Annotated in this window: 17 protein-coding genes; 13 read left to right on the top strand and 4 right to left on the bottom strand. The window is 75.2% G+C overall.

The genetic code is table 11. The annotated features are described in order from the left end of the window. The first annotated feature begins 11 nt into the window (after positions 1 to 11). The gene (locus BUE41_RS17465; protein ID WP_234997354.1) at positions 12 to 329 is read left to right on the top strand and encodes a hypothetical protein; all 318 of its coding nucleotides are present in this window, start codon (positions 12 to 14) and stop codon (positions 327 to 329) included. 59 nt (positions 330 to 388) lie between these two features. Beyond that, on the top strand, positions 389 to 922 hold the full coding sequence (locus BUE41_RS17460; RefSeq protein ID WP_073458189.1) for an SAV_6107 family HEPN domain-containing protein: 534 nt from the start codon (positions 389 to 391) through the stop codon (positions 920 to 922). Positions 923 to 979: 57 nt separating this feature from the next. Here BUE41_RS17460 and BUE41_RS17455 read toward each other — a convergent pair whose 3' ends face one another. Next, a complete protein-coding gene (locus tag BUE41_RS17455; protein ID WP_073458188.1) occupies positions 980 to 1,798 on the bottom strand; it encodes a ParA family protein in 819 nt (272 codons plus the stop codon). Positions 1,799 to 2,014: 216 nt separating this feature from the next. On the opposite strand from BUE41_RS17455, the gene BUE41_RS17450 reads away from it, so the two are divergent. Together BUE41_RS17450 and BUE41_RS17445 are read left to right on the top strand one after the other, a co-directional pair. Further along, positions 2,015 to 2,758 carry a class I SAM-dependent methyltransferase gene (locus BUE41_RS17450; RefSeq protein ID WP_084755273.1) on the top strand — a complete coding sequence of 248 codons (744 nt, stop codon included), beginning with the start codon at positions 2,015 to 2,017 and terminating at the stop codon, positions 2,756 to 2,758. Between the two features lie 240 nt (positions 2,759 to 2,998). Beyond that, positions 2,999 to 3,382: a DUF3040 domain-containing protein gene (locus tag BUE41_RS17445; RefSeq protein WP_073458187.1), complete on the top strand. Its 384-nt coding sequence runs from the start codon at positions 2,999 to 3,001 to the stop codon at positions 3,380 to 3,382. A gap of 107 nt (positions 3,383 to 3,489) precedes the next feature. Here the strand turns inward: BUE41_RS17445 and BUE41_RS17440 are convergent, their stop codons facing one another. Genes BUE41_RS17440 through BUE41_RS17430 form a run of 3 tightly spaced genes read right to left on the bottom strand, consistent with a single transcriptional unit; the run spans position 3,490 to position 8,124 of the window. Further along, positions 3,490 to 5,799, bottom strand: coding sequence for a transglutaminase TgpA family protein (locus tag BUE41_RS17440; protein WP_073458186.1), 2,310 nt, complete (start codon positions 5,797 to 5,799; stop codon positions 3,490 to 3,492). Continuing rightward, on the bottom strand, positions 5,796 to 7,106 hold the full coding sequence (locus BUE41_RS17435; RefSeq protein WP_234997353.1) for a DUF58 domain-containing protein: 1,311 nt from the start codon (positions 7,104 to 7,106) through the stop codon (positions 5,796 to 5,798). The genes BUE41_RS17440 and BUE41_RS17435 overlap by 4 nt, the downstream gene beginning before the upstream one ends. A 1-nt stretch (position 7,107) precedes the next feature. Further along, a complete protein-coding gene (locus BUE41_RS17430; protein WP_073458185.1) occupies positions 7,108 to 8,124 on the bottom strand; it encodes an AAA family ATPase in 1,017 nt (338 codons plus the stop codon). Positions 8,125 to 8,536: 412 nt separating this feature from the next. On the opposite strand from BUE41_RS17430, the gene mraZ reads away from it, so the two are divergent. The 9 genes from mraZ (at position 8,537) to ftsW (ending at position 20,003) form a co-directional block, all read left to right on the top strand. Beyond that, positions 8,537 to 8,968 carry a division/cell wall cluster transcriptional repressor MraZ gene (gene mraZ, locus BUE41_RS17425; protein ID WP_073458277.1) on the top strand — a complete coding sequence of 144 codons (432 nt, stop codon included), beginning with the start codon at positions 8,537 to 8,539 and terminating at the stop codon, positions 8,966 to 8,968. Positions 8,969 to 9,137: 169 nt separating this feature from the next. Next, on the top strand, positions 9,138 to 10,124 hold the full coding sequence (gene rsmH, locus BUE41_RS17420; RefSeq protein ID WP_073458184.1) for a 16S rRNA (cytosine(1402)-N(4))-methyltransferase RsmH: 987 nt from the start codon (positions 9,138 to 9,140) through the stop codon (positions 10,122 to 10,124). Between the two features lie 94 nt (positions 10,125 to 10,218). Further along, complete coding sequence (locus BUE41_RS17415) at positions 10,219 to 11,061, top strand: cell division protein FtsL (protein ID WP_073458183.1); 843 nt, start codon at positions 10,219 to 10,221, stop codon at positions 11,059 to 11,061. A 29-nt stretch (positions 11,062 to 11,090) separates the two neighbouring features. After that, on the top strand, positions 11,091 to 12,917 hold the full coding sequence (locus BUE41_RS17410) for a peptidoglycan D,D-transpeptidase FtsI family protein (RefSeq protein ID WP_234997351.1): 1,827 nt from the start codon (positions 11,091 to 11,093) through the stop codon (positions 12,915 to 12,917). A 190-nt stretch (positions 12,918 to 13,107) separates the two neighbouring features. Continuing rightward, entirely contained in the window at positions 13,108 to 14,748 is a 1,641-nt protein-coding gene (locus BUE41_RS17405; protein ID WP_073458181.1) for a UDP-N-acetylmuramoyl-L-alanyl-D-glutamate--2,6-diaminopimelate ligase, read from the top strand. After that, the gene (locus BUE41_RS17400; protein WP_073458180.1) at positions 14,745 to 16,169 is read left to right on the top strand and encodes a UDP-N-acetylmuramoyl-tripeptide--D-alanyl-D-alanine ligase; all 1,425 of its coding nucleotides are present in this window, start codon (positions 14,745 to 14,747) and stop codon (positions 16,167 to 16,169) included. The genes BUE41_RS17405 and BUE41_RS17400 overlap by 4 nt, the downstream gene beginning before the upstream one ends. Beyond that, the gene (mraY, locus tag BUE41_RS17395) at positions 16,166 to 17,236 is read left to right on the top strand and encodes a phospho-N-acetylmuramoyl-pentapeptide-transferase (RefSeq protein ID WP_073458179.1); all 1,071 of its coding nucleotides are present in this window, start codon (positions 16,166 to 16,168) and stop codon (positions 17,234 to 17,236) included. Before BUE41_RS17400 ends, mraY begins: the two co-directional genes overlap by 4 nt. Then, the gene (murD, locus tag BUE41_RS17390) at positions 17,236 to 18,654 is read left to right on the top strand and encodes a UDP-N-acetylmuramoyl-L-alanine--D-glutamate ligase (protein WP_073458178.1); all 1,419 of its coding nucleotides are present in this window, start codon (positions 17,236 to 17,238) and stop codon (positions 18,652 to 18,654) included. The genes mraY and murD overlap by 1 nt, the downstream gene beginning before the upstream one ends. Continuing rightward, entirely contained in the window at positions 18,651 to 20,003 is a 1,353-nt protein-coding gene (ftsW, locus tag BUE41_RS17385; RefSeq protein ID WP_073458177.1) for a putative lipid II flippase FtsW, read from the top strand. The genes murD and ftsW overlap by 4 nt, the downstream gene beginning before the upstream one ends. Positions 20,004 to 20,008: the final 5 nt, after the last annotated feature.

Raw genomic sequence — 20,008 nt, 5'->3', positions numbered from 1 at the left:
AAGAGCTGGCCGTGGATGCGTGGGCGCGCATGTTCGGGTCGCGGGGGCCGGTCCCGATCCAGGTCCGGTACCAGGACGGCGAACCTGTGGAGTTCGAACGCCGGCCGGTGCGGCGGGGATCGCGGTTCCTCGTCACCGACGTCCGGCGCCGCTGGATCGAGACCTCGCCGTGGCCGTTCCCGTCGCCCGAGCCGGTCGGGGGCGACCAGCTGCGCTGCTGGCACGTCGTCGCCCGGGTGGCCGACGATCCGAGCGCCGATCCCCGCGAGTTCGTCCTGCGGATGCGTGCGGGGCCGGGGGTGTGGGACCTCGTCCGGGTCCCCGAGTGAGCCGAGTTCCGCCGCCGACGCCCGTCAACCGTCTCCGAGCCTCCCGGAAGGAGGGCCAGATGACCGTCATCGCCTACCGCTCCGCAGTGCCGTCGGCCCAGCCGGCGCCGGTGCCCGCGCCGCGTCGGGCGCCGGCCTCCCCGGTGCGCTCCGGGTCCTCGTCGGCGCGAGCGCCCGCGGCAGCGCACCGGGGCAGCCGGGCGCGGCCGAGCGCACCGCCGGTCTCCCGCAGCGCGCTGGCGTTGCTGCGGCAGGCCGCGGAGGGTCTCGCCGAGGCGCACCGCGACCCGTCACCGCTGGTGCGCTACCCGGCGGCGTACCTGTCGGCGCTGCGCGCGGCCGCCGCCGTCCTGGCGGTCCGGGCCGCCCCCGCCGGGCCGGGGTCCCGGCGCCGCAACCGCAACGTGTGGCAGCTGATGGCGGAGGTCGCGCCGGAGCTGGGGGAGTGGGCCGCGTTCTTCGCCGCGTGCTCGGCCACGCGGGCCGCCGCCGAGGCCGGGATCTCCCGGCTCGTCGGGCAGCGGGAGGCCGACGACCTGCTCCGGCAGGCTGAGGAGTTCCTGGAGCTCGTGCGGTCGACCCTCATCGGGTAGGGCTCGCTGACGACGGCTCACCGGAGATCGGCCATGAGCGGCGGGCCGCGGCCGTGGTCAGCGGGTGTGCGGCGGTGCAGCGACCTCGGCACGGCGCGCAGACCGCAGCAGCCGCCCGAGCAGCCCCGTGAAGATCGCCGAGACCTCACGGGCCCCCGGGGTGTCCCAGCGCTGGATCGGCATGCAGGCGCCCTGTGCCTGCTGGATCGCAGAACGGTCCGGCAGCACCCCGGTGAACACCAGCGGCCCGAACAGCTCGCGCAGCTCCTCCATGCGGAAGGCGTGCTCGGTGTTGCGGGGCCGCACCCGGTTGATCAGCACCCCGAGCGGCTGCAGGTCGGGGTTGCCGCGGGCGCGTTCGGCCTGCACCGCGTCGAAGGCCCGCTGCACCCCGGACACGGCGAACATCGTGGGATCGGTCACCAGCACGGCGCGGTCGGCCGCGGCGAGCGCGCTGCGCGTGAGCTGGCCGAGGGAGGGAGGACAGTCGATGATCACGAGCCGGTAGGGCTCGGAGTCCTCGTCCGGCCCCTCGAGCCGCTCGAGGGCCCGGCGCAGCCGGGTGAGCTGAGTCCCGCTCGGGTCGGGATGGTTGTGCCGCTCGGTCTGCTCGGCGCCGACGAGCACGTCGACCCCCTCGCCCCAGCCGCTCGGGGCGATCGCCCGGCGCACCACCGATGGGCGGGGATCGTCGAGGACGTCGGCCACCGTGGCCGCCGTCGGACCGACGTCGAGCGCGATCGTGGCGTTGGCCTGCGGATCGAGGTCCACCACGAGTGCGGGGACTCCGTGGTGCTGGGCGGCACCGGCGAGGCCGAGCGCGACAGTCGTCTTCCCCACACCGCCCTTGAGGCTCAACGTGGCGACCACCAGCACATGGTCAACGTACTCTGCGGCGATCTGCCCGGGGAGCGCCAGGGCGGGGTACCCGGGCTCCGCCGAAAGCGGCCCACGGCCAGCGGCTCACGCCCTCAGCGGGCGGAGCGACCGGCCAGCTCGTCGAAGCGAAGCAATACGACGGAGCAGCGCCACGAAGCAGCAACACCGTGCGCCTGCCGTCGTCTGTACGGTCGTCTGCCCTAGGCTGCCGCTGTGCAGGCAGGTGAGCACGCCGGGAGCGGCCAGGTGTTCCGCGCGGTGGCCGCTGCCGTGGCATCGGTGCAGGAGCGCAAGCCGGACACGGCGCCGCTGGTGCTCGACGTCGGCGGGGGCAGTGGGGCGTGGGCGGTTCCGTTGGCCCGGCTGGGCTGCGCGGTCACCGTCGTCGACCACAGCCCGAACGCGCTGGCTGCGCTGCAGCGGCGGGCTCGTGAGGCCGGGGTGGCCGAGCTGGTCACCGCTGTCCAGGGCGACGTGGACGCGCTGGCCGACGTCGCCCCGACCGCCGGCTTCGACCTGGTGCTCGGGCACGGCCTGCTGGAGGTCGTCGACGACGCCCGGGCCGCGGTCGCGGCGCTGGCCGCGGCGTGCCGGCCGGGCGGGACGGTGTCGGTGCTCGTCAGCGGGCGGCTGGCGGCCGTGCTGGCCCGCACGATCGCCGGGAAGCTCACGGAGGCGCTGGCGCTGCTGTCGGATCCGGAGGGGCGGCTGGGCGACCGCGACGGGGTCCGGCGGCGCCTCGACGTCGAACCGCTGCGCGCCCTCCTGACCGATGCCGGGCTCGAGATCGAGCTGCTGCAGGGTGACGGGGTGCTGGAGAGCTGGGTGCCCGGGTCTGTCCGCGAGGAGGGATCAGCTGCGGCGGGGCTCGTCACCGAGCTGGAGGCACTGGGCGCCGCCGAGCCCGGGCTGCTCGCGATCGCGCCCCGGCTGCATGCCCTGGGCAAGCGTCCGTGACGGAGGACACTCGTGGCGGCGACGTGATGCCGATCACTGACTGGTGGCGTCATAATGACGTCCGGCGGGTGCCGGCATGACCGCCAGGACCCCGGAACCGGCCACTCGACGAGTCCGGGTAGTCGCATCGCTCTCTGGCTCGTATCCTCTGAAGTAGCCGCCCGTCCGGGGCGGTCGTCGCGTCGTTCCGGCACCAGGGATGATGACCGACTGGACGACACAAGTGCCGGAGGCCAAGCGATGCCCCTCTCCGAGCACGAGCAGCGACTGCTCGAGCAGATCGAGCGCGCTCTCTACGCCGAAGACCCCAAGTTCGCCTCGACCGTCCGCGGGAAGGGGCTCGGCAAACCCACCCGCCGCCGCCGCCTTCAGGGCGCGGCGATCTTCGTAGTGGGGTTGGTCCTGCTCGTCGTGGGTGTGGCGGTCCGTCAGTTGTGGCTGGGCAACCTCCCGGTGCTGAGCATCGTCGGATTCCTCGCGATGCTCGGGGGAGCGGTGCTCGCGGTCACGTCCATCGGCTCCGGCGGTCAGTCGGCCGAGGGCAAGTCGTCCACGGGCAAGGAGCGCGGCGGTTTCACCAACCGCATGGAAGAGCGCTTCCGCCGCCGCTTCGAGCAGGAGTAGCGAACCCCCCAGATCATCGGCAGCGGGCCGTCGCACCGGGAATGACCCGGGTGGCGGCCCGTCGCCGTGCGCCGTGCTCGTGACGTGAGCCCGCGACTGGTCGGGCCCTATCCGGTCGGGCCCTGTCCGGTCGGGGAGGCCTCCTGCGCCGGGTCGTCTTGCGGTGCGGGGGTTCCCCGGCGTCGCATCGACCGGGGGAGCAGCCGTTCGCGCAGCGTCAGCGGCGTGCCGGCGGCGATGCCCTCCCGCACGATCCGCAGCGGCTCGGCCAGCTCGCCGGGCGCCGGGTGCCCGCCGCCGTACCAGCTGGCCTCCACCGCGGTGACCAGGTGCCGCAGCGCCTCCTGGGCCGGCGTGCCGAGGCGATGCTCGCGGATCATCATCCGGGCGGTGCCGCGGACGGTGTCGCTGGGCCGGGCGGCGACGCCCCGGTCGGTCGACTCCGCGAGCAGCTCCTCCCACGCCGCGGCCGCCGCCCCCGGGCCGCCTGCGTCCACGGCGGCGAGGCGGCGAGCGCGCCGGCTGCGGCGCAGGGCGGCCGGCGCCAGCGCTGCCAGGCCGAACCCGCCCAGGGCCAGCAGGACGACGAACGGCCACAGCGGTACCCCACCTCCGGTGTCCGCCGAGACCGGCTCCTCGGGCGTCTCCGGGGTGGGCGTCTCCGGCACCGGCGCGGTCTCGGGACCCTCGTCCGCCGGGAGCTCCTCGATCTCCGGCGCCGATCCACCGCCCGACCGCTCGGCCAGTGCCTCCGCGACGTACGGCGGGGTGGTCGTGCGCCCGTCGGTCAGCGGCGTCGGGTCGAACGCGGTCCAGCCGATCCCGGGGAACCACGCCTCGACCCACGCGTGCGCGTCGGAGGTGCTGATGATCCGACCGTCCCCGTCGGGCACACCCGCGGTGAACCCGACCGCGACCCGCGCGGGCACGTCCAGGGCCCGCAGCATGATCGCCATCGCCGAGGCGTACTGCTCGCAGTAGCCCCGCCTGCCGACGGTGAGGAACTCCACCAGGGCGTCGTCACCGCCGCTGGGTGCGGTGGCGAGGTCGTAGCGGAACTCGCTGCCCGGGCCGGTGAAGAACTCCTGCAGCGCGATCGCCTTGTCGAAGTCGGTCGGCTCGTCGCCCGCGACCTGCTCGGCGATCCGCACGACCCGCGGGTCCAGCCCGCCGGTGGCGAGGAACTCCCGGCCCGGCCCGCGGCCCTCGGCGGCGCGCAGCTGCTCGATGGTCGGCTGCGGGAAGAGCGCACGCTGGGTCCACCCGTCCTCCTGCCGCGGCCGGGCGGTGTAGGCGATGCCGTCGCGCACGTCGAACGACCAGCGACCCGCCTCGAGCCCGTCGACGGCGAGCGGCACCCCGTAGAGCGGGAGCCAGTAATCGCGGAACGCCAGGTTCTCGACCGTGATCTCGGCGACCTCGCCGGGTACGTCCGTACCGGCGGGGACCGAGCCGGGCAGGGCGGGTCCGGAATCGGGCGGGGCCACCGCCCAGCCGGACCGGGGCTGGAAGTCGCGGAGGGTCAGTGCGCGCAGGTAGGTGGGCTGGGGGAGCCCGGTCACCTCGAACAGCTCTGTGGGCGTGCGCTGGGTCAGCTGCCCGCGCAGCGCGGCGAACGGGGACAGGCCCACGCCGGTGGCGGCGCCGGAGCCGCCCGAGCCCTCCAGGTCGGCGAACCGGCCCGCGGTGCCGACGAACCCGGCGGCCTCGCCGACGCCGAGCGCCGTGACCCCGGCGACGGTGACGAGGGCGATGCCGCCCACGAGCTGCCGGCGGGCCCCGCGCCGGGCCACGAGCAGCAGGCCGAACCCGCCCGTTGCGGCGGCCATCGCCCACCACGGCAGCAGCTCCGCCGCGAGCGCCGCGGGCACGGCGAACGTCGCGAGCAACGGGATTCCGGCTGCGGCCGGCGCGCCCAACCCCACCGCGGCCAGGTGCACCGCGGTCGCGACGATCCCGAAGGCCGCGGTGATCAGGAAGAGGATCTCGGGCGTGGCCGGCACCGGGGCGACCGTCGTGCTGATCTGCTCACCCGCCCCGGCCAGCAGCGCCCCCATCCGGCCGAGCGCCGCCGGCCCGGGCAGCACCCCGAACACACCCTCGCCGGAGTACCGCCCGGTGATCAGCAGCAGCACTGCGGCGAGCTGACCGAACACCACCACCGCCGGGCCGGTCCGGTGCAGCACCAGTCCGGTGGCCACGACGATCAGCACGGCGACGACCACCGCGCCGAGCCACGACCAGCCCTGCACGATCGCGGCGAGCGGGGCCGAGGCGAGCACGACCGCGAGGCCCGCGCAGAGCGCGACGGCCCACGGCACGCCCGGCCGCGGCGCGGCGGGCGTCCCGACCGGCGGCCGGGGCTGGACCGCCCGCGTCGACGACGGAACCACCGGGGGAGCGGTCGGGGCGCTCATGCCCGCCCTCCCGCGACGAGGTCGTCCCACACCCGTTCCATCGGGTCGCCGAACCGGGCGACCGCGACCCGCCAGCCCGCGCGGCGCAGCGCTGTTGCCGCCGCTGTGGCCACTGCACCGCCGCTCCCGTGGGCCGCCGGGTCCCACGTGTCGACGTCCAGCAGCACGGCGTGCCCGCCGGTCGCCCTGCGGGCGAGGAACGCGTCGAGCTGGCCGGGCTGCACCGCGCCGAGCACGGCGACGACGTCGCCGGTGCGGTCGAACGCGGGACCGACCAGGTCGGTGCGGGCGGACGCGCGCAGCGAGGCGAGCGCGTCGAGGAGGGGATCGAGGGCGGTGACGTGCCCGACCCCCGCCTCGCCGGGTGGCCGCCCCGCCCCGAGCACCTCCACACCGTCCTCGGTGACGAGGGTGACCGGTTCGCCCGAGCCGATGAGGTGAGCGCAGATGCTGGCGGCGAGGCTCACCGCGTACTCCAGGCTGGAGTCGGCGCCGCGGCCGCGGTGGGCCTCGTCGCGGCGGTCGAGAAGCACGGTCATGCCGCCGCGCCACGGCCGCTCCTCCAGCCGCACCATCAGCTCGTCGTGGCGGGCGGTGCTGCGCCAGTGCACCCGGCGCAGCTCGTCCCCGTACCGGTAGGGCCGGACCAGGACGTCGGAGGTGCCCTGGCCCTGGTGGGCGAGCGCGGCCCCCGGGGTGCCTTCGCCGGCGCCGAGCGCGAGGGGCAGGCCGCGCAGCGGCACGGTGCGGGGCAGCGCGAGCACGGGGGTGGCGCCCGCGAGGTCGCGCTCGAACTCGGCCAGCGCGAGCGGGTCGGTGATGGTGCAGGTCAGCGGGCCGATGCGGTGCACGCCGCGCAGCGCCGGCCGGATCGGGTAGCGCAGCTCGGCGCGGCCGCGGGAGGACAGTCGGTGCACGGTGAACCGGGGCGGGGCTGCGGGGTCCGGCCCGGCCGCGTCGGGCACGGTGTCGATCAGCCGCAGCGCGCCGACCAGGGTGGGCCCGCGCAGCCCGAGCACGACCTGGGCGTCGCCGCCGACGGGCAGGCGCGGGGGGTCGATCATCCGGGTCACGACCACCACCCGCCGCACGCGCGCCGCGAACAGCACGGCGAGCAGCGGCAGCAGTCCCACGAAGGCACCGATGCGCAGCAGGTCGCGCTCGTCGAGCACCAGCCCGCACGCGGCGGTGGCGATACCTCCGGCCACGAGGCAGCGGCCCCGCGTGGTCAGGCCGGTGAGCCGGCCGCGCCGGCTGCCGGCCATGGCCCGCCGGGCCGTGCCGCCCGCGCCCGCCTCGGCGGTCACGTCAGACCGGCCTGCCCGGGGCGGGGACCGGCGCGCGCCCGATGAGCCCGCGGACCAGGTCGGCCGCCGAGCGACGGGCCGCGATCGCCTCGGGCGTGAGCAGCAGCCGATGAGCGAGCACCGGCACGGCGATGGCCTGCACGTCGTCCGGCACGACGAACGTGCGGCCGGAGAGCGCCGCCTGGGCCCGCGCCGCGCGGACCAGCTGCAGGGTCGACCGCGGGGAGGCGCCCAGGCGCACGTCCGGCATCCGGCGAGTGGCGGCGACCAGCTCGACGCAGTACTGGCGCACCTCGGGGCCGATGTGGATGCGCCGCACCAGGTCGACCACGGCGGCGACCCGCCGCCCGTCGGTGACCGGCCGGATCGCGCGCAGCGGGTCGGCAGCGGCGTGTTCGTCGACCATGGCCAGCTCGGCGGCCATGTCCGGGTAGCCGACGCTGACCCGGCAGGTGAAGCGGTCCCGCTGGGCCTCCGGCAGCGGGTAGGTGCCGTCCATCTCGATGGGGTTCTGCGTCGCCACCACCATGAACGGCGTGGCCAGCGGGTAGGTCATCCCGTCGACGGTGACCTGGCGCTCGGCCATCGACTCCAGCAGCGCCGACTGCGTCTTCGGCGACGCCCGGTTGATCTCGTCGGCGATCACGATGTTGGCGAAGACCGGGCCGGGGCGGAACTCGAACTCCGACGTCTGCCGGTTGTAGATCGACATCCCGGTGATGTCACCGGGCAGCAGGTCAGGGGTGAACTGCACCCGGCTCACCGTGCAGTCGATCGCGCGGGCGAGCGCCTTGGCCAGCGTGGTCTTGCCGACCCCCGGCACGTCCTCGACGAGCAGGTGTCCCTCGGCGAGCAGCGTGATCAGCGCGATCCGCACGACGTCGGGCTTACCGACGATGACGCGGCCGACGGTCCCGGCGATGCGGTTGGCCAGGTCGGCGACCTCCGCCAGTGCGCCAGGGGCCAGACCCGCGTCGGGGCCGCCGTCGGTTCCGGCACGGCTGCTCGTCGCGGTCACCCGACCTCCTCGCGTGTCTCCGGTGGCGACACCGGGCCCGGCTCGGTGGTCGGCACACAGCCGGCGTCGCGGTCCAGTCTGTCAAACGGCGGAGGGGCCGGGATCGTCCCCACGTTCCCCCACACCGCCTCGTCGATCCTCCCCACTTCGCCCCACCCCACTGTGCCCCACCCGGCCCCCACGGCGCCCGTGCCGGGGCTCGCCGGTGTCCCGCTGCGTCGATCACGCGGCCGTCGGCCGCCGGCGCGGCACGCCGTCCCCCACTCTCACCCACCCCCTCTGACCTGCGGTTCCGTGCCACGACCGGGGGAAAAGGGGGGAGCTCGTGGTTTGACCGTGGTGGGAAGTGGGGTAATGTGGAGATCGCTGGGGGAACGAGGGGCTCCCAGCCGGCCCGGGGGAGGTGGGGCGGGTGTTCCTCGGCACCTACACCCCCAAGCTGGACGACAAAGGGCGGCTCACGCTGCCCGCGAAGTTCCGGGACGAGCTGCGAGGCGGACTGATGATCACGAAGGGGCAGGATCACTGCCTGTACGTGTTCACCAGGGAGGCCTTCGGCGAGCTCGCCCGGAAGGTCGCTTCGGCTCCGCTCACCAGCGAGTCGGCGCGGGCCTTCCAGCGCAGCCTCTTCTCGGGCACCGACGAACAGGTCCCCGACGGCCAGGGCCGCATCACCATCACCCCGGAGCTGCGGCGCTACGCCGGGCTGAAGAAGGAGTGCGTCGTGATCGGTGCGTACACCCGCGCCGAGATCTGGGACGCCCAAGCCTGGCACGAGTACCAGCAACGGCATGAGGACACCTACGCCCAGGCGCAGGAGGAGGTGTTGCCCGGGCTGATCTGACGGCGGTACGGGCGAACCCGACGTGATGGCGGTGCCTCGACCCGGCAGCCCTGGCGCACCTTCCCCGGTGCCAGGTCTGCCGGGTGGGGGCATCGCCGCACCTGCCGGGTCTCGGCCCCGGCGGATCAGGCATCGGGGGTGACGGCGACACGGGGCTAGGGAGGTAAGGGTGGGACAACACCCTGACGACGGGGCCGTGCCGGCTGGGGCCAGGCACGTACCGGTCGCCCTACCCCGTGTCGTCGAGCTGCTCGGTCCGGCCCTCGAACCGGAGGGGGCGGTGCTCGTCGACGCGACCCTCGGGCTCGGCGGGCACTCGGCGGCGCTGCTGGCGCGCCATCCCGGGCTGAGGCTGGTCGGGCTCGACCGCGACCCCGAGGCGCTCGAGATCGCCCGCCGCCGGCTGGCCGCGTTCGCCGACCGGATCCACCTCGTGCACACCGTCTACGACGGCATCGCCTCGGCACTGGCGCAACTGGGGCTCGCGCAGGTGCAGGGCGTGCTGTTCGACCTCGGCGTGTCCTCCTTGCAGCTGGATGCGCCCGCCCGCGGTTTCTCGTACGCCCGCGACGCCGATCTCGACATGCGGATGGACCCGTCGAGCGGGATGACCGCCGCCGACGTCCTCAACACCTACTCGGTCCCGCAGCTCACCCGGGTGCTGCGCGACTACGGCGAGGAGCGGTTCGCCGCCAAGATCGCCGCTGCGGTCGCGCGCCGCCGCGAGAAGCAGCCGTTCCGCCGCAGCGCGGAGCTGGTCGAGCTGCTCTACGAGGTGGTGCCGGCGGCGTCCCGGCGCACCGGGGGACACCCGGCCAAACGCACCTTCCAGGCGCTGCGCATCGAGGTCAACGGCGAGCTGGACGCGCTGCGCACGGCCCTGCCCGCCGCGCTGGACGCCCTCGCGGTCGGCGGGCGCATCGTCGTGCTCGCCTACCAGTCGCTCGAGGACCGCATCGTCAAGCGCGAGCTGGCCGCGCGCACGACGTCCACCACACCGCCGGGGCTGCCCGTGGAGCTGCCCGGCCACGGACCCGAGTTCGGCCTGCTCGTGCGGGGGGCCGAGCAGGCCAGTGAGGAGGAGATCGCCGAGAACCCGCGGGCCGCACCGCTGCGGCTGCGGGCCGCCGAACGGATCGCCGCGCGCCGCGCGTGAGTGACCAGCGACGACAGGACCAGTAGCCGGACGACCGATCGGGGGATTGATGAGCGCGCCGGTGAGTGAGCGGCCGCGGACGGGGCCACGGACGGTGGCACGGACGGCGACGGTCCCTGCCCAGCGGACCTCGCCGCGCCGGGCCCAGCAGCGCACGGCCCAGCAGCGGGCGGGGCAGCAGCGCGTGGGCCGGCCGAGCACCGCGACGACCCGCGTGGGCGGCGATGCCGCGCCGAAGCCGAAGAAGCGGGCCGCGGAGCGCGCGTACCAGCGGCGCGACGACCGGCTGCGTCGGCTCGGCAACCGCTGGTCGGCTGCGCGGGCGAATGCCGCGCCGGGACGCGCCCCGTTCGTGCTGCTGGTGATGGTGCTGCTGGCCGCCGGGCTGGTCGCGATCCTGTGGCTGTCGACGGCCGCGGCCGCCGACTCGTACCGGCTCACCGATGCCCGGGCCGCCGCTCAGCGGCTGCAGGAGCAGAGCGAGGCGCTGCGGCGCGAGGTGGCGGCCATGGAGTCGGCGCCGGAGATCGCCCGCCGCGCCGAGCAGCTCGGGATGGTGGCGGTGCGCGACCCGGCCCGGCTCGTCGTCGCCCCCGACGGGGCGGTGACGGTGGTCGGGCAGCCGCGCGCCGCCGTCGCCCCCGCTCCGCCCGCACCGCCCGCCCCGGCGGGCGACGACCAGCCCGCGCCCGGTGCGGAGGGCGCGACTGAGGGCACCGAGGGGCAGCCGCCTGCGGAGGGCGGCGAGAACGCCACCCCCGAGAACGCCACCCCCGAGAGCGCCGATCCTGAGGGCGCCGGGGCAGGCGGATCCCCGGCCCAGGAGCAGGCCCTGTCGGCTCAGGAGGGGCAGCCGGACCAGGCCCGGCAGCAGGCACCGGAGCAGCAGGCCCAGCAGCCCCAGGAGCAGCCGCCGGCGGGGGCGGGTACGGACTGATGCCCACCGTCACGACCCGCCGGAGGCCCGTGCGTGCACCGGCTCCGCCCGCGCGCCGGCCCGCTCCGCGCCGCCCGAGCAAGGTCGCCGTGCTGCCCGCGCGGATGCGCGTCGGCCGGATACTGCTGATCGGTGTGCTGCTGGCGGCGACGGTCAAGCTCGTCACCGTCCAGACGATCCAGGCGGGGGAGCTGACCGCGGCGTCGCAGCGGCAAGCCAGTACGGCCATCACGATCCCCGCCGAGCGCGGCGCGATCCTCGATCGCGACGGCAGGCCGCTCGCGTTCAGCGTCGACGCCCGCGCGATCGTCACCAACCCGCTGACGATCGCGAAGGGCCATCCGGACGACCTGCACGAGTACGCCACCCGCATGGCGACGGCCGTGGCCGAGGCGACCGGGCAGGACCAGCAGGCCCTCTACGACCTGATCACCAGCAACCGCGGCTACGTCGTGCTGGCGCGGCTGGTGGACCCGGCGGTGGCGCGGCGGTTGAGCGAGGAGTTCGTCGAGATCGCCGAGGAGCGGCGGGAGGACCGGCAGTACCCGGCTGGGACGCTCGCCTCGACGGTGATCGGAGCCGCGACCTGGGACGCCGACGGGCGCCGGCTGGCCGGCCGGGTCGGGCTGGAGAGCTCGCAGGAGAACGTGCTGGCCGGGTCCGACGGTCTGCAGGTGGTCGACACCGCCGAGGGCAGCAACACGGTGATCCCCGGCAGCACTCGGTTCGAGCGGGCCGCCGTGCAGGGCTCGACGATCCAGCTCACGCTCGACTCCGACCTGCAGTTCACCGTGCAGAAGGCGCTCGCCGACCACGTCGCGCGCACCGGGGCGAAGGGCACGTCCTCGGCGGTGGTGCTGGATGCGAAGACCGGGGAGGTGCGGGCGCTGGCGACCGGGCGGTCGTTCGATCCGCGCAACCTCTCCGCCGCGCAACCGGAGGACCTCGGCAACCCGGCGGTGTCCAGCCCGTTCGAGCCCGGGTCGGTCAACAAGGTGGTGACGATGGCGGCGGCGCTGGAGCACGGCATCGCGCAGCCGGACGACGTGCTCGCGGTGCCGGACAGCATCAAGGTCGCCGATCGCACGATCCACGACGCCTGGGAGCACGGCGTCGAGAACTACACGCTCACCGGTGTGCTGGCGAAGTCGTCGAACGTCGGCACGATCATGACCGCGCAGCGGGTGGGTGAGGAGCGGTTCTCCGAGATGCTCGCCAGGTTCGGCCTCGGCCAGCGCACCGGGATCGAGCTCCCGGGCGAGTCGGCCGGGCGGGTGCCCGCGCGCGAGACGTGGTCGGGCTCGACGTTCGGCAACCTGCCCATCGGACAGGGCCTGTCGATGACCGTGCTGCAGATGGCCGGCATGTACCAGGCCATCGCCAACGACGGGGTGCGCATCCCGCCGCGGATCATCGCCTCGGTCACCGGGCCGGACGGGGTGCGCACCGTGCCGCAGGCCCCGGACGCGGTCCAGGTCATCTCCCCGGAGACAGCGGCGAAGCTGCGCACGATGCTGATCGCCGTCACGCAGAAGGGGCCGCGTGGCCAGTCGCAGCAGACCGGCACCGGCCCGCAGGCGGCCGTGCCCGGCTACGAGGTCGCCGGCAAGACCGGCACGGCCCAGCAGGTGGACCCGAACTGCGGCTGCTACTCGTCGTCGACGTACTGGATCACCTTCGCCGGGATGATGCCCGCGGAGAACCCCCGGTACGTGATCGCGATCATGCTGGACGCCCCGCGGGGCGGCACCAGCGCCGCGCCGCTGTTCCACGACATCGCCAGCTACCTGGGGCAGCGGGACCGCCTGCCGGTCACCGACACGCCGCCGCGCATGCAGACGCTGGTGGTGCCCTGATCCCAGCCGGGGAACGCAACGAACGGCCCTTTCGTCCACCCCGAGTAGACGAAAGGGCCGCTCGTTGCACATCAGGGTTGGTGCAGTCGCGATGACCGTCACCCTTCGCTGTCCCCTCACCACACCGGGTCACCGCGCGATCGCCGGTGCGCCCGAGGGTGCCGAGGGGGGCCTCGGTAGCCTTCCGCCCGTGCCACCCGCGAGCCCGACCACCGTTCCGGCGGCGATCACGCGGCCGCGCACGGTGGTCCCCGCGACGGCTGCCGAGCTGGCCGCCCTGACCGGCGCCGAGGTGCTCGCCACGACGGGCGGGGACGCTGCCCGGGCCCGGGTCCTCGGCGTCACCCTCCGCGCCGCCGACGCCGCCCCCGGTGACCTGTTCGCGGCCCTGCCCGGCACCCGCGCCCACGGCGCCGACTACGTCGGCGACGCGCTCGCCCGCGGCGCCGCCGCGGTGCTCACCGACCCGGCCGGGGTCGAGCGGCTGCCCGCGGACCTCGGTGTGCCGGTGCTCGTCCACGACCGCCCGCGCCGGGTGCTGGGCGTGGCCGCGGCCCGCGTGTACGGCGACCCGACCCGCCACCTCGGCGTCATCGGGGTCACCGGCACGAGCGGCAAGACCACCGTGGCCCACCTGCTGGAGGCGGGCCTCGTCGCGGCCGGTCGGGTGGCGGGCCTGATCGGCACCGCCGGCACCCGCATCGCCGGGCAGCCGGTGCGCAGCGCCCTCACCACCCCTGAGGCACCCGATCTGCAGGCGACCTACGCGGTGATGCGCGAGGCCGGGGTGACCGACGTGGCGATGGAGGTGTCCAGCCACGCGCTGGTGCAGGGCCGGGTCGCCGGCACCCGCTTCCGCGTCGTCGCGTTCACCAACCTGTCGCAGGACCACCTGGACTTCCACCGCGACATGCAGGACTACTTCGAGGCGAAGGCCACCCTGTTCGACGGGCGGGCGCCGCACGCGGTGGTCTGCGTGGACGACGAGTGGGGCCGGATGCTGGCCGAGCGGGTACCCGACGCGATCACGATCACCAGCACTGCCCCGACCACCAGCACTGCCCCGACCACCAGCACTGCCCCCACCACCAGCACTGCCGCGCCCGGCGACGCCGACTGGCGGGCCCGCGACGTCGAGCAGGCCGCCGACGGCACGCAGCGCTTCGTCGCCGAGGGCCCGGACGGGGTCGCGGTGCCGGTCACGCTGCCGCTGCCGGGCCGCTACAACGTGGCCAACGCGCTGGTGGCGCTCGCGTGCCTGGCCGCGGCCGGGATCGACCCGCACGTCGCGGCCGGCGGGTTCGCGCAGGTGCGGGTGCCGGGCCGGATGCAGCGCGTCGACGAGGGCCAGGACTTCCTCGCGGTCGTCGACTACGCGCACAAGCCGGCCGCGGTGGCCGCCCTGCTCGACACGCTGCGCGCACAGGTGCCGGGGCGGCTGCTGGTCGTGCTGGGCTGCGGCGGCGACCGCGACCGCGGCAAGCGGCCGCTGATGGGGGCCGCCGCGGCGGCCAGGGCCGAGCTGCTGGTCGTCACCGACGACAACCCGCGCTCCGAGGACCCGGCCGCGATCCGGGCGGAGATGCTGGCCGGTGCGACGGCCGAGCCGGCGGTGGTGTCGGGGGAGCACGAGGTGCGCGAGATCGGCGACCGGCGCGCCGCGATCGCCGCGGCGGTGGCCGCCGCCCGCCCGGGCGACGCTGTCGTGGTCGCCGGGAAGGGGCACGAGACGGGCCAGGAGGTGCACGGCGTGGTGCATCCCTTCGACGACGCCGCCGAGCTGGCCGCGGCACTGCGGCGCGCGGTGGCACCACAGGAGCACCAGTCATGATCGAGATGCGGCTGGCCGACGTCGCCGCCGTGACCGGAGGCCGGGTGCACCGGGCGAGCGGGGACGAGCTCGTCACGGCCGTGGAGTTCGACTCGCGGTCGGTGAAGCCCGGCGCGCTGTTCCTCACCCTGCCGGGTGCCCGCGTGGACGGGCACGACTTCGTGCCGGCGGCGCTGGCCGCGGGCGCGACGGGCGTGCTCACCGCCCGCGAGCTGGACGCGCCCGGGGTGATCGTCCCGCGCGGGCCCCGCGCCGCAGACACCTACCTGGGTGCCGCCGATCCCGACGGCTCGGGCGCCGGGGTGCTGGCCGCGCTCGCCGCGCTGGCCCGCCACCAGGTGGCGAGCCTGCCCGGGCTGCGGACGGTCGGCATCACCGGCAGCGCCGGGAAGACCTCCACGAAGGACCTGGTCGCCGCCGTCGCAGCAGCGCGCGGGCCCGTGGTCGCGCCGCCCGGATCGTTCAACACCGAGCTGGGGCTGCCGTGGACGGCGCTGCGCGCCGACGCCAGCACCCGCACCCTCGTGCTCGAGTACTCCGCCCGCCGGACCGGGCACATCGCGGGCCTCGCCCGGGCCGTCCCCCCCGACATCGCCGTCGTGATCAACGTCGGCACGGCGCACCTGGGCGAGTTCGGCTCGGTGGCGGGCATCGCGCAGGCCAAGGGCGAGCTGGTGGAGGCGCTCGGCCCGGACGGGGTCGCAGTGCTCAACGCCGACGATCCGCACGTGATCGCGATGGCGGAGCGCACCGCCGGGCGGATCGTCCGGTACGGCCGCGGCCCGGAGACCGAGGTGCGCGCCGCCGACGTCCGCCTCGAGACGGGCCGGGCCCGCTTCACGCTGGTGACGCCGGCCGGTGCGGCGCCGGTGGCGCTGCGGCTGGTGGGCGAGCACCACGTCGCCAACGCGCTCGCCGCCGCTGCCGTCGGCCTGGAGCTGGGCGTGGACGTCGCCGGGATCGCCGAACGGCTGTCCGCGGCCACCGCGGCGAAGTGGCGGATGGAGGTCGGCGAGCGCCCGGACGGCGTCACGGTCGTCAACGACGCCTACAACGCCAACCCGGACTCGATGCGGGCCGGGCTGCGCGCGCTCACCGCGCTGGCCGAGGGCCGACGCACCTGGGCGGTGCTCGGACCGATGGGCGAGCTGGGGGAGGCGGTCGAGGCCGCCTACGCCGAGGTCGCCGCCACCGCGCGGGAGCTGCACGTGGCCGAGTTGGTCGCCGTCGGCGCGCCCGGGTACGCAGCCGGGTTCCCCGGGGCCCACCAGGTCCCCGACGCCGCCGCCGCCGTGGCGCTGCTGCGCGGGGCGCTCCAGCCCGGCGACGTCGTGCTGGTCAAGGGCAGCAGGGCGGCCGGCATGGAGCGGGTCGCCGCCGGGCTGCTCGCCGAGCAGGCACCGGGGGAGGGCGCCGCGTGAGGGGAATCTTCATCGCGGCCGGGGTCGCGCTGGCGGTCGCCATCCTGCTCACGCCGTACCTGATCCGGTTCTTCGTGCGCCAGGGCTTCGGTCAGGAGATCCGCGCCGAGGGCCCGTCCAGCCACCAGGCCAAGCGCGGCACCCCCACGATGGGCGGCGTCGCGATCCTGCTGGCGATCTGGCTGGGCTACCTGGTGGCGCACCTGCTGTCCGGCGAGCCGATGTCGGCCTCGGCGCTGCTGGTGCTCTTCCTGACCACGGCGCTGGGCGTGGTCGGGTTCCTCGACGACTTCATCAAGCTGCGCCGCCAGCGCAACCTCGGCCTGAACAAGACCTCGAAGCTGGTCGGCCAGCTGCTCACTGCGGTGATCTTCGGCGTGCTGGCGCTGCGGTTCGCCAACGCCGACGGGCTCACCCCGGCCTCGACGAACCTGTCGTTCGTCCGGGACATCACGATCCTGTCGTTCGGCGCGGTCGGGTTCGTCGTGTTCGCCTACCTGGTCATCGCGGCGTGGTCGAACGCGGTCAACCTCACCGACGGCCTGGACGGCCTGGCCGCGGGCACGTCCGCGATGGTGCTGGCCACCTACACGATCATCGCGTTCTGGCAGTTCCGCAACAGCTGCGCGATCGTCGCGGCGGCCGGCTGCTACCAGGTCCGCGACCCGCTCGACGTCGCGATCGTCGCCGCGGCCGCGATGGGCGGCTGCATCGGCTTCCTGTGGTGGAACGCCGCCCCGGCGCGGATCTTCATGGGGGACACCGGCTCGCTCGCGCTCGGCGGGCTCATCGCGGGCCTGTCGATGGTCACCCGCACCGAGCTGCTGCTCGTGGTGATCGGCGGCGTGTTCGTCGTGGAGATCCTGTCGGTCGCGCTGCAGATCGCGGTCTTCCGCACCACCCGGCGGCGGGTGTTCCGGATGGCCCCGTTCCACCACCACTTCGAGCTCGCCGGGTGGGCCGAGACCACGGTGATCATCCGGTTCTGGCTGCTCGCCGCGATGTGCGCGGCGCTGGGCCTGGGGCTGTTCTACTCGGAGTGGCTCACGGAATCGGCAGGGTTGTGATGGCTGCGCCGATCTCAGCACCGCAGATCGCAGGCGCCACGGTGCTCGTCGCCGGTGCGGGCGTGTCCGGGCTCGCTGCGGCGGAGGCACTGGTCGCGGCGGGCGCACAGGTCGTCGTCACCGACGCGAACCCGGCCGCGCTGGCCGACCTGCCCGCCGGTGCCGTCCCGGGCGACGACCCGGACGGCGTGCCGCCCGGCACCGCGTTCGTCGTCACGTCCCCGGGGCGGCGGCCCGACCACCCGCTGGTCGCCGCGGCCGCGGCGGCGGGCGTGCCGCTGGTGGGGGAGCCGGAGCTGGCGTGGTGGCTCGGCGCGGCCCGGCCGCAGCCGCCGGAGTGGCTCGTCGTCACCGGGACGAACGGCAAGACGACCACGGTCGGCATGCTGGAGTCGATCCTGCGCGCGGCCGGCCGGGACGCGGTGGCCTGCGGCAACATCGGTCTGCCCGTCGTCACGGCGGTCGCGGCCGGGCACCGGGTGCTGGCGGTGGAGCTGTCGAGCTTCCAGCTGCACTGGTCGCCGTCGATCGTCCCGGCCGCCGGGTGTGTGCTCAACGTCGCCGAGGACCACCTCGACTGGCACGGCGGGATGGCCGCCTACGCCGCGGCGAAGGCCCGGGCGCTGACCGGTCCGGTCGCGGTCGCCGGGGTGGACGACCCGGCCGCCGCGGCGCTGCTCGCCGAGGCGCCCGCGCCGCGCCGGGTCGGCGTGACGCTCGGCCCCCCGAAGCCCGGTCAGCTCGGGATCGCCGGCGGGGAGCTGGTCGACCGCGCGTTCGCCGACGGGGTCGCGCTGGCCGACGCCGCGGCCGTCACCCCGGGCGGCGCGCCCGGGCTCACCGACGCGCTGGCCGCGGCCGCGCTGGCCCGCGCCCACGGGGTCGCCCCGCAGGACGTGGCCGCCGGGCTGGGCGCGTTCCGCCCGGGCGGGCACCGCGGGGCCGTGGTCGCCGAGGCCCGCGGCGTCGTCTACATCGACGACTCGAAGGCCACCAACCCGCACGCCGCCCGCGCCGCGTTCCGCGCCGTCGAGGGCTCCCGGCCCGGCCGGCGCGTGGTGTGGGTGGTCGGCGGGCTGCTCAAGGGCGCGTCCGTCGACGAGCTGGTCGCCGAGGTGGCCGGGCAGCTGCGGGCCGCCGTGGTCATCGGCGTCGACCGATCCGCCGTCCTGGCGGCACTGGCGCGACACGCGCCCGAGGTCCCCGTCCACGAAGTCACCGCGGGTGACGATGGGGTCATGATCGGGGTGATGGAAGCAGCCGTCCGCGCCGCCACGGAGCTCGCCGAACCCGGCGACGCGGTCCTGCTCGCCCCGGCGGCAGCGTCCATGGACCAGTTCCGCGACTACGCCGAGCGCGGTGACGCGTTCGCCGCCGCGGCGCGCGAGACCGCCGCGCGGCTCGGGGTCGGCGCATGACCGCCGCGCCGCCCGCCGCGCGGGAGGGCGTGCGCAAGGCCCGGTACGGCATCGGCCGGGCGCTGCTCGCGGTCCAGCAGTGGCTGCGCCGCCCGCTCACCTCGCTGCACCTGGTCCTGGGGATCTTCGCGATCCTGACGCTCGTCGGCCTCGTGATGGTGCTCTCGGCGTCGTCGGTCGAGGCCTACACGGTCAACGGCTCGTCGTACAGCGTCTTCGTCAAGCAGCTGGCGTTCTGCGTGCCGGGGCTGGCGCTGTTCTGGCTGGGCCTGCGGGTGCCGCCGCGCACACTGCGTTCGTGGGCCCCCGCGCTGCTGGTGATCTCGGTGCTGCTGCTGGTCGCCGTCCTCGTCGTCGGTGTGGAGCGCAACGGGTCGAAGGCCTGGTTCGGCTTCGGATCGTTCACCTTCCAGCCCTCGGAGGGCGCGAAGGTGGCGCTCACCCTGTGGGGCGCGCACGTGCTGGCTGCGCGGCGGGCCGTCATGCACCGCTGGAAGTACGCGCTGTCGCCGGTCGTGCCGGTGACCGTCGTGATCCTCACCCTGCTGGTGCTGCAGCCCGACCTCGGCATGACGATCTCGATGGGCATCGTGCTCATCGCCCTGCTCTTCTACGCCGGGGCGCCGAAGCGGCTGCTCGCCGTGCTGATCGCCGGGGCCACGGTCGGGGCGCTGGCGCTGGCGTTCTCCGCCAGCTACCGGCTCGCCCGGATCACCGCGTTCTTCAGCGACGACACCGAGGAAGCGCTGCGCAGCCGCTACCAGATCAACCAGTCGCTGTACTCGCTCGCCGACGGCGGCCTGTTCGGGGTCGGACTCGGTCAGGGCCGCGCCAAGTACTACCTGCCGCAGGCGCACAACGACTTCATCTTCGCCGTCATCGGCGGCGAGCTCGGCTTCGTCGGCGCGTTCTGCGTGGTGGCGCTGTACGCGTTGCTGGCCTACACCGGCTTCCGCATCGCCGCCCGCAACACCGACCCCTGGCTCAAGCTCGTCGTCGCGACCTGCACGACCTGGCTGGTGGCGCAGGCGGCGATCAACATCTGCTACGTCGTCGGCCTGCTGCCCGTGACCGGCCTGCAGCTGCCGCTCATCTCCTCCGGCGGAACGTCGCTGATCGTGACGATGTTCGTGTTCGGTGTGCTCGCCAACGCGGCCCGGCACGAGCCGGAGGCGATCGCGGCGTTGCGCCAGCAGGACGGCGGGCGCTACACCGGTCGTCTCACCCGGTTGCTGCGGCTGCCCGCGCCGCAGCCCTACAAGGCACCGCCGACCCGGCAGGCGGCCCGTCCGACCACCCGGCGGCAGGCCCCGCGTCCGCCCGCCCAGCGAACGAGTTCTCGGAGGTAGCACCG

The organism is Pseudonocardia thermophila (assembly GCF_900142365.1).
Lineage (GTDB): Bacteria > Actinomycetota > Actinomycetes > Mycobacteriales > Pseudonocardiaceae > Pseudonocardia > Pseudonocardia thermophila.
The sequence above is the reverse complement of the archived record's forward strand: the minus strand, read 5'-3'. Positions and strand labels throughout refer to the sequence as shown.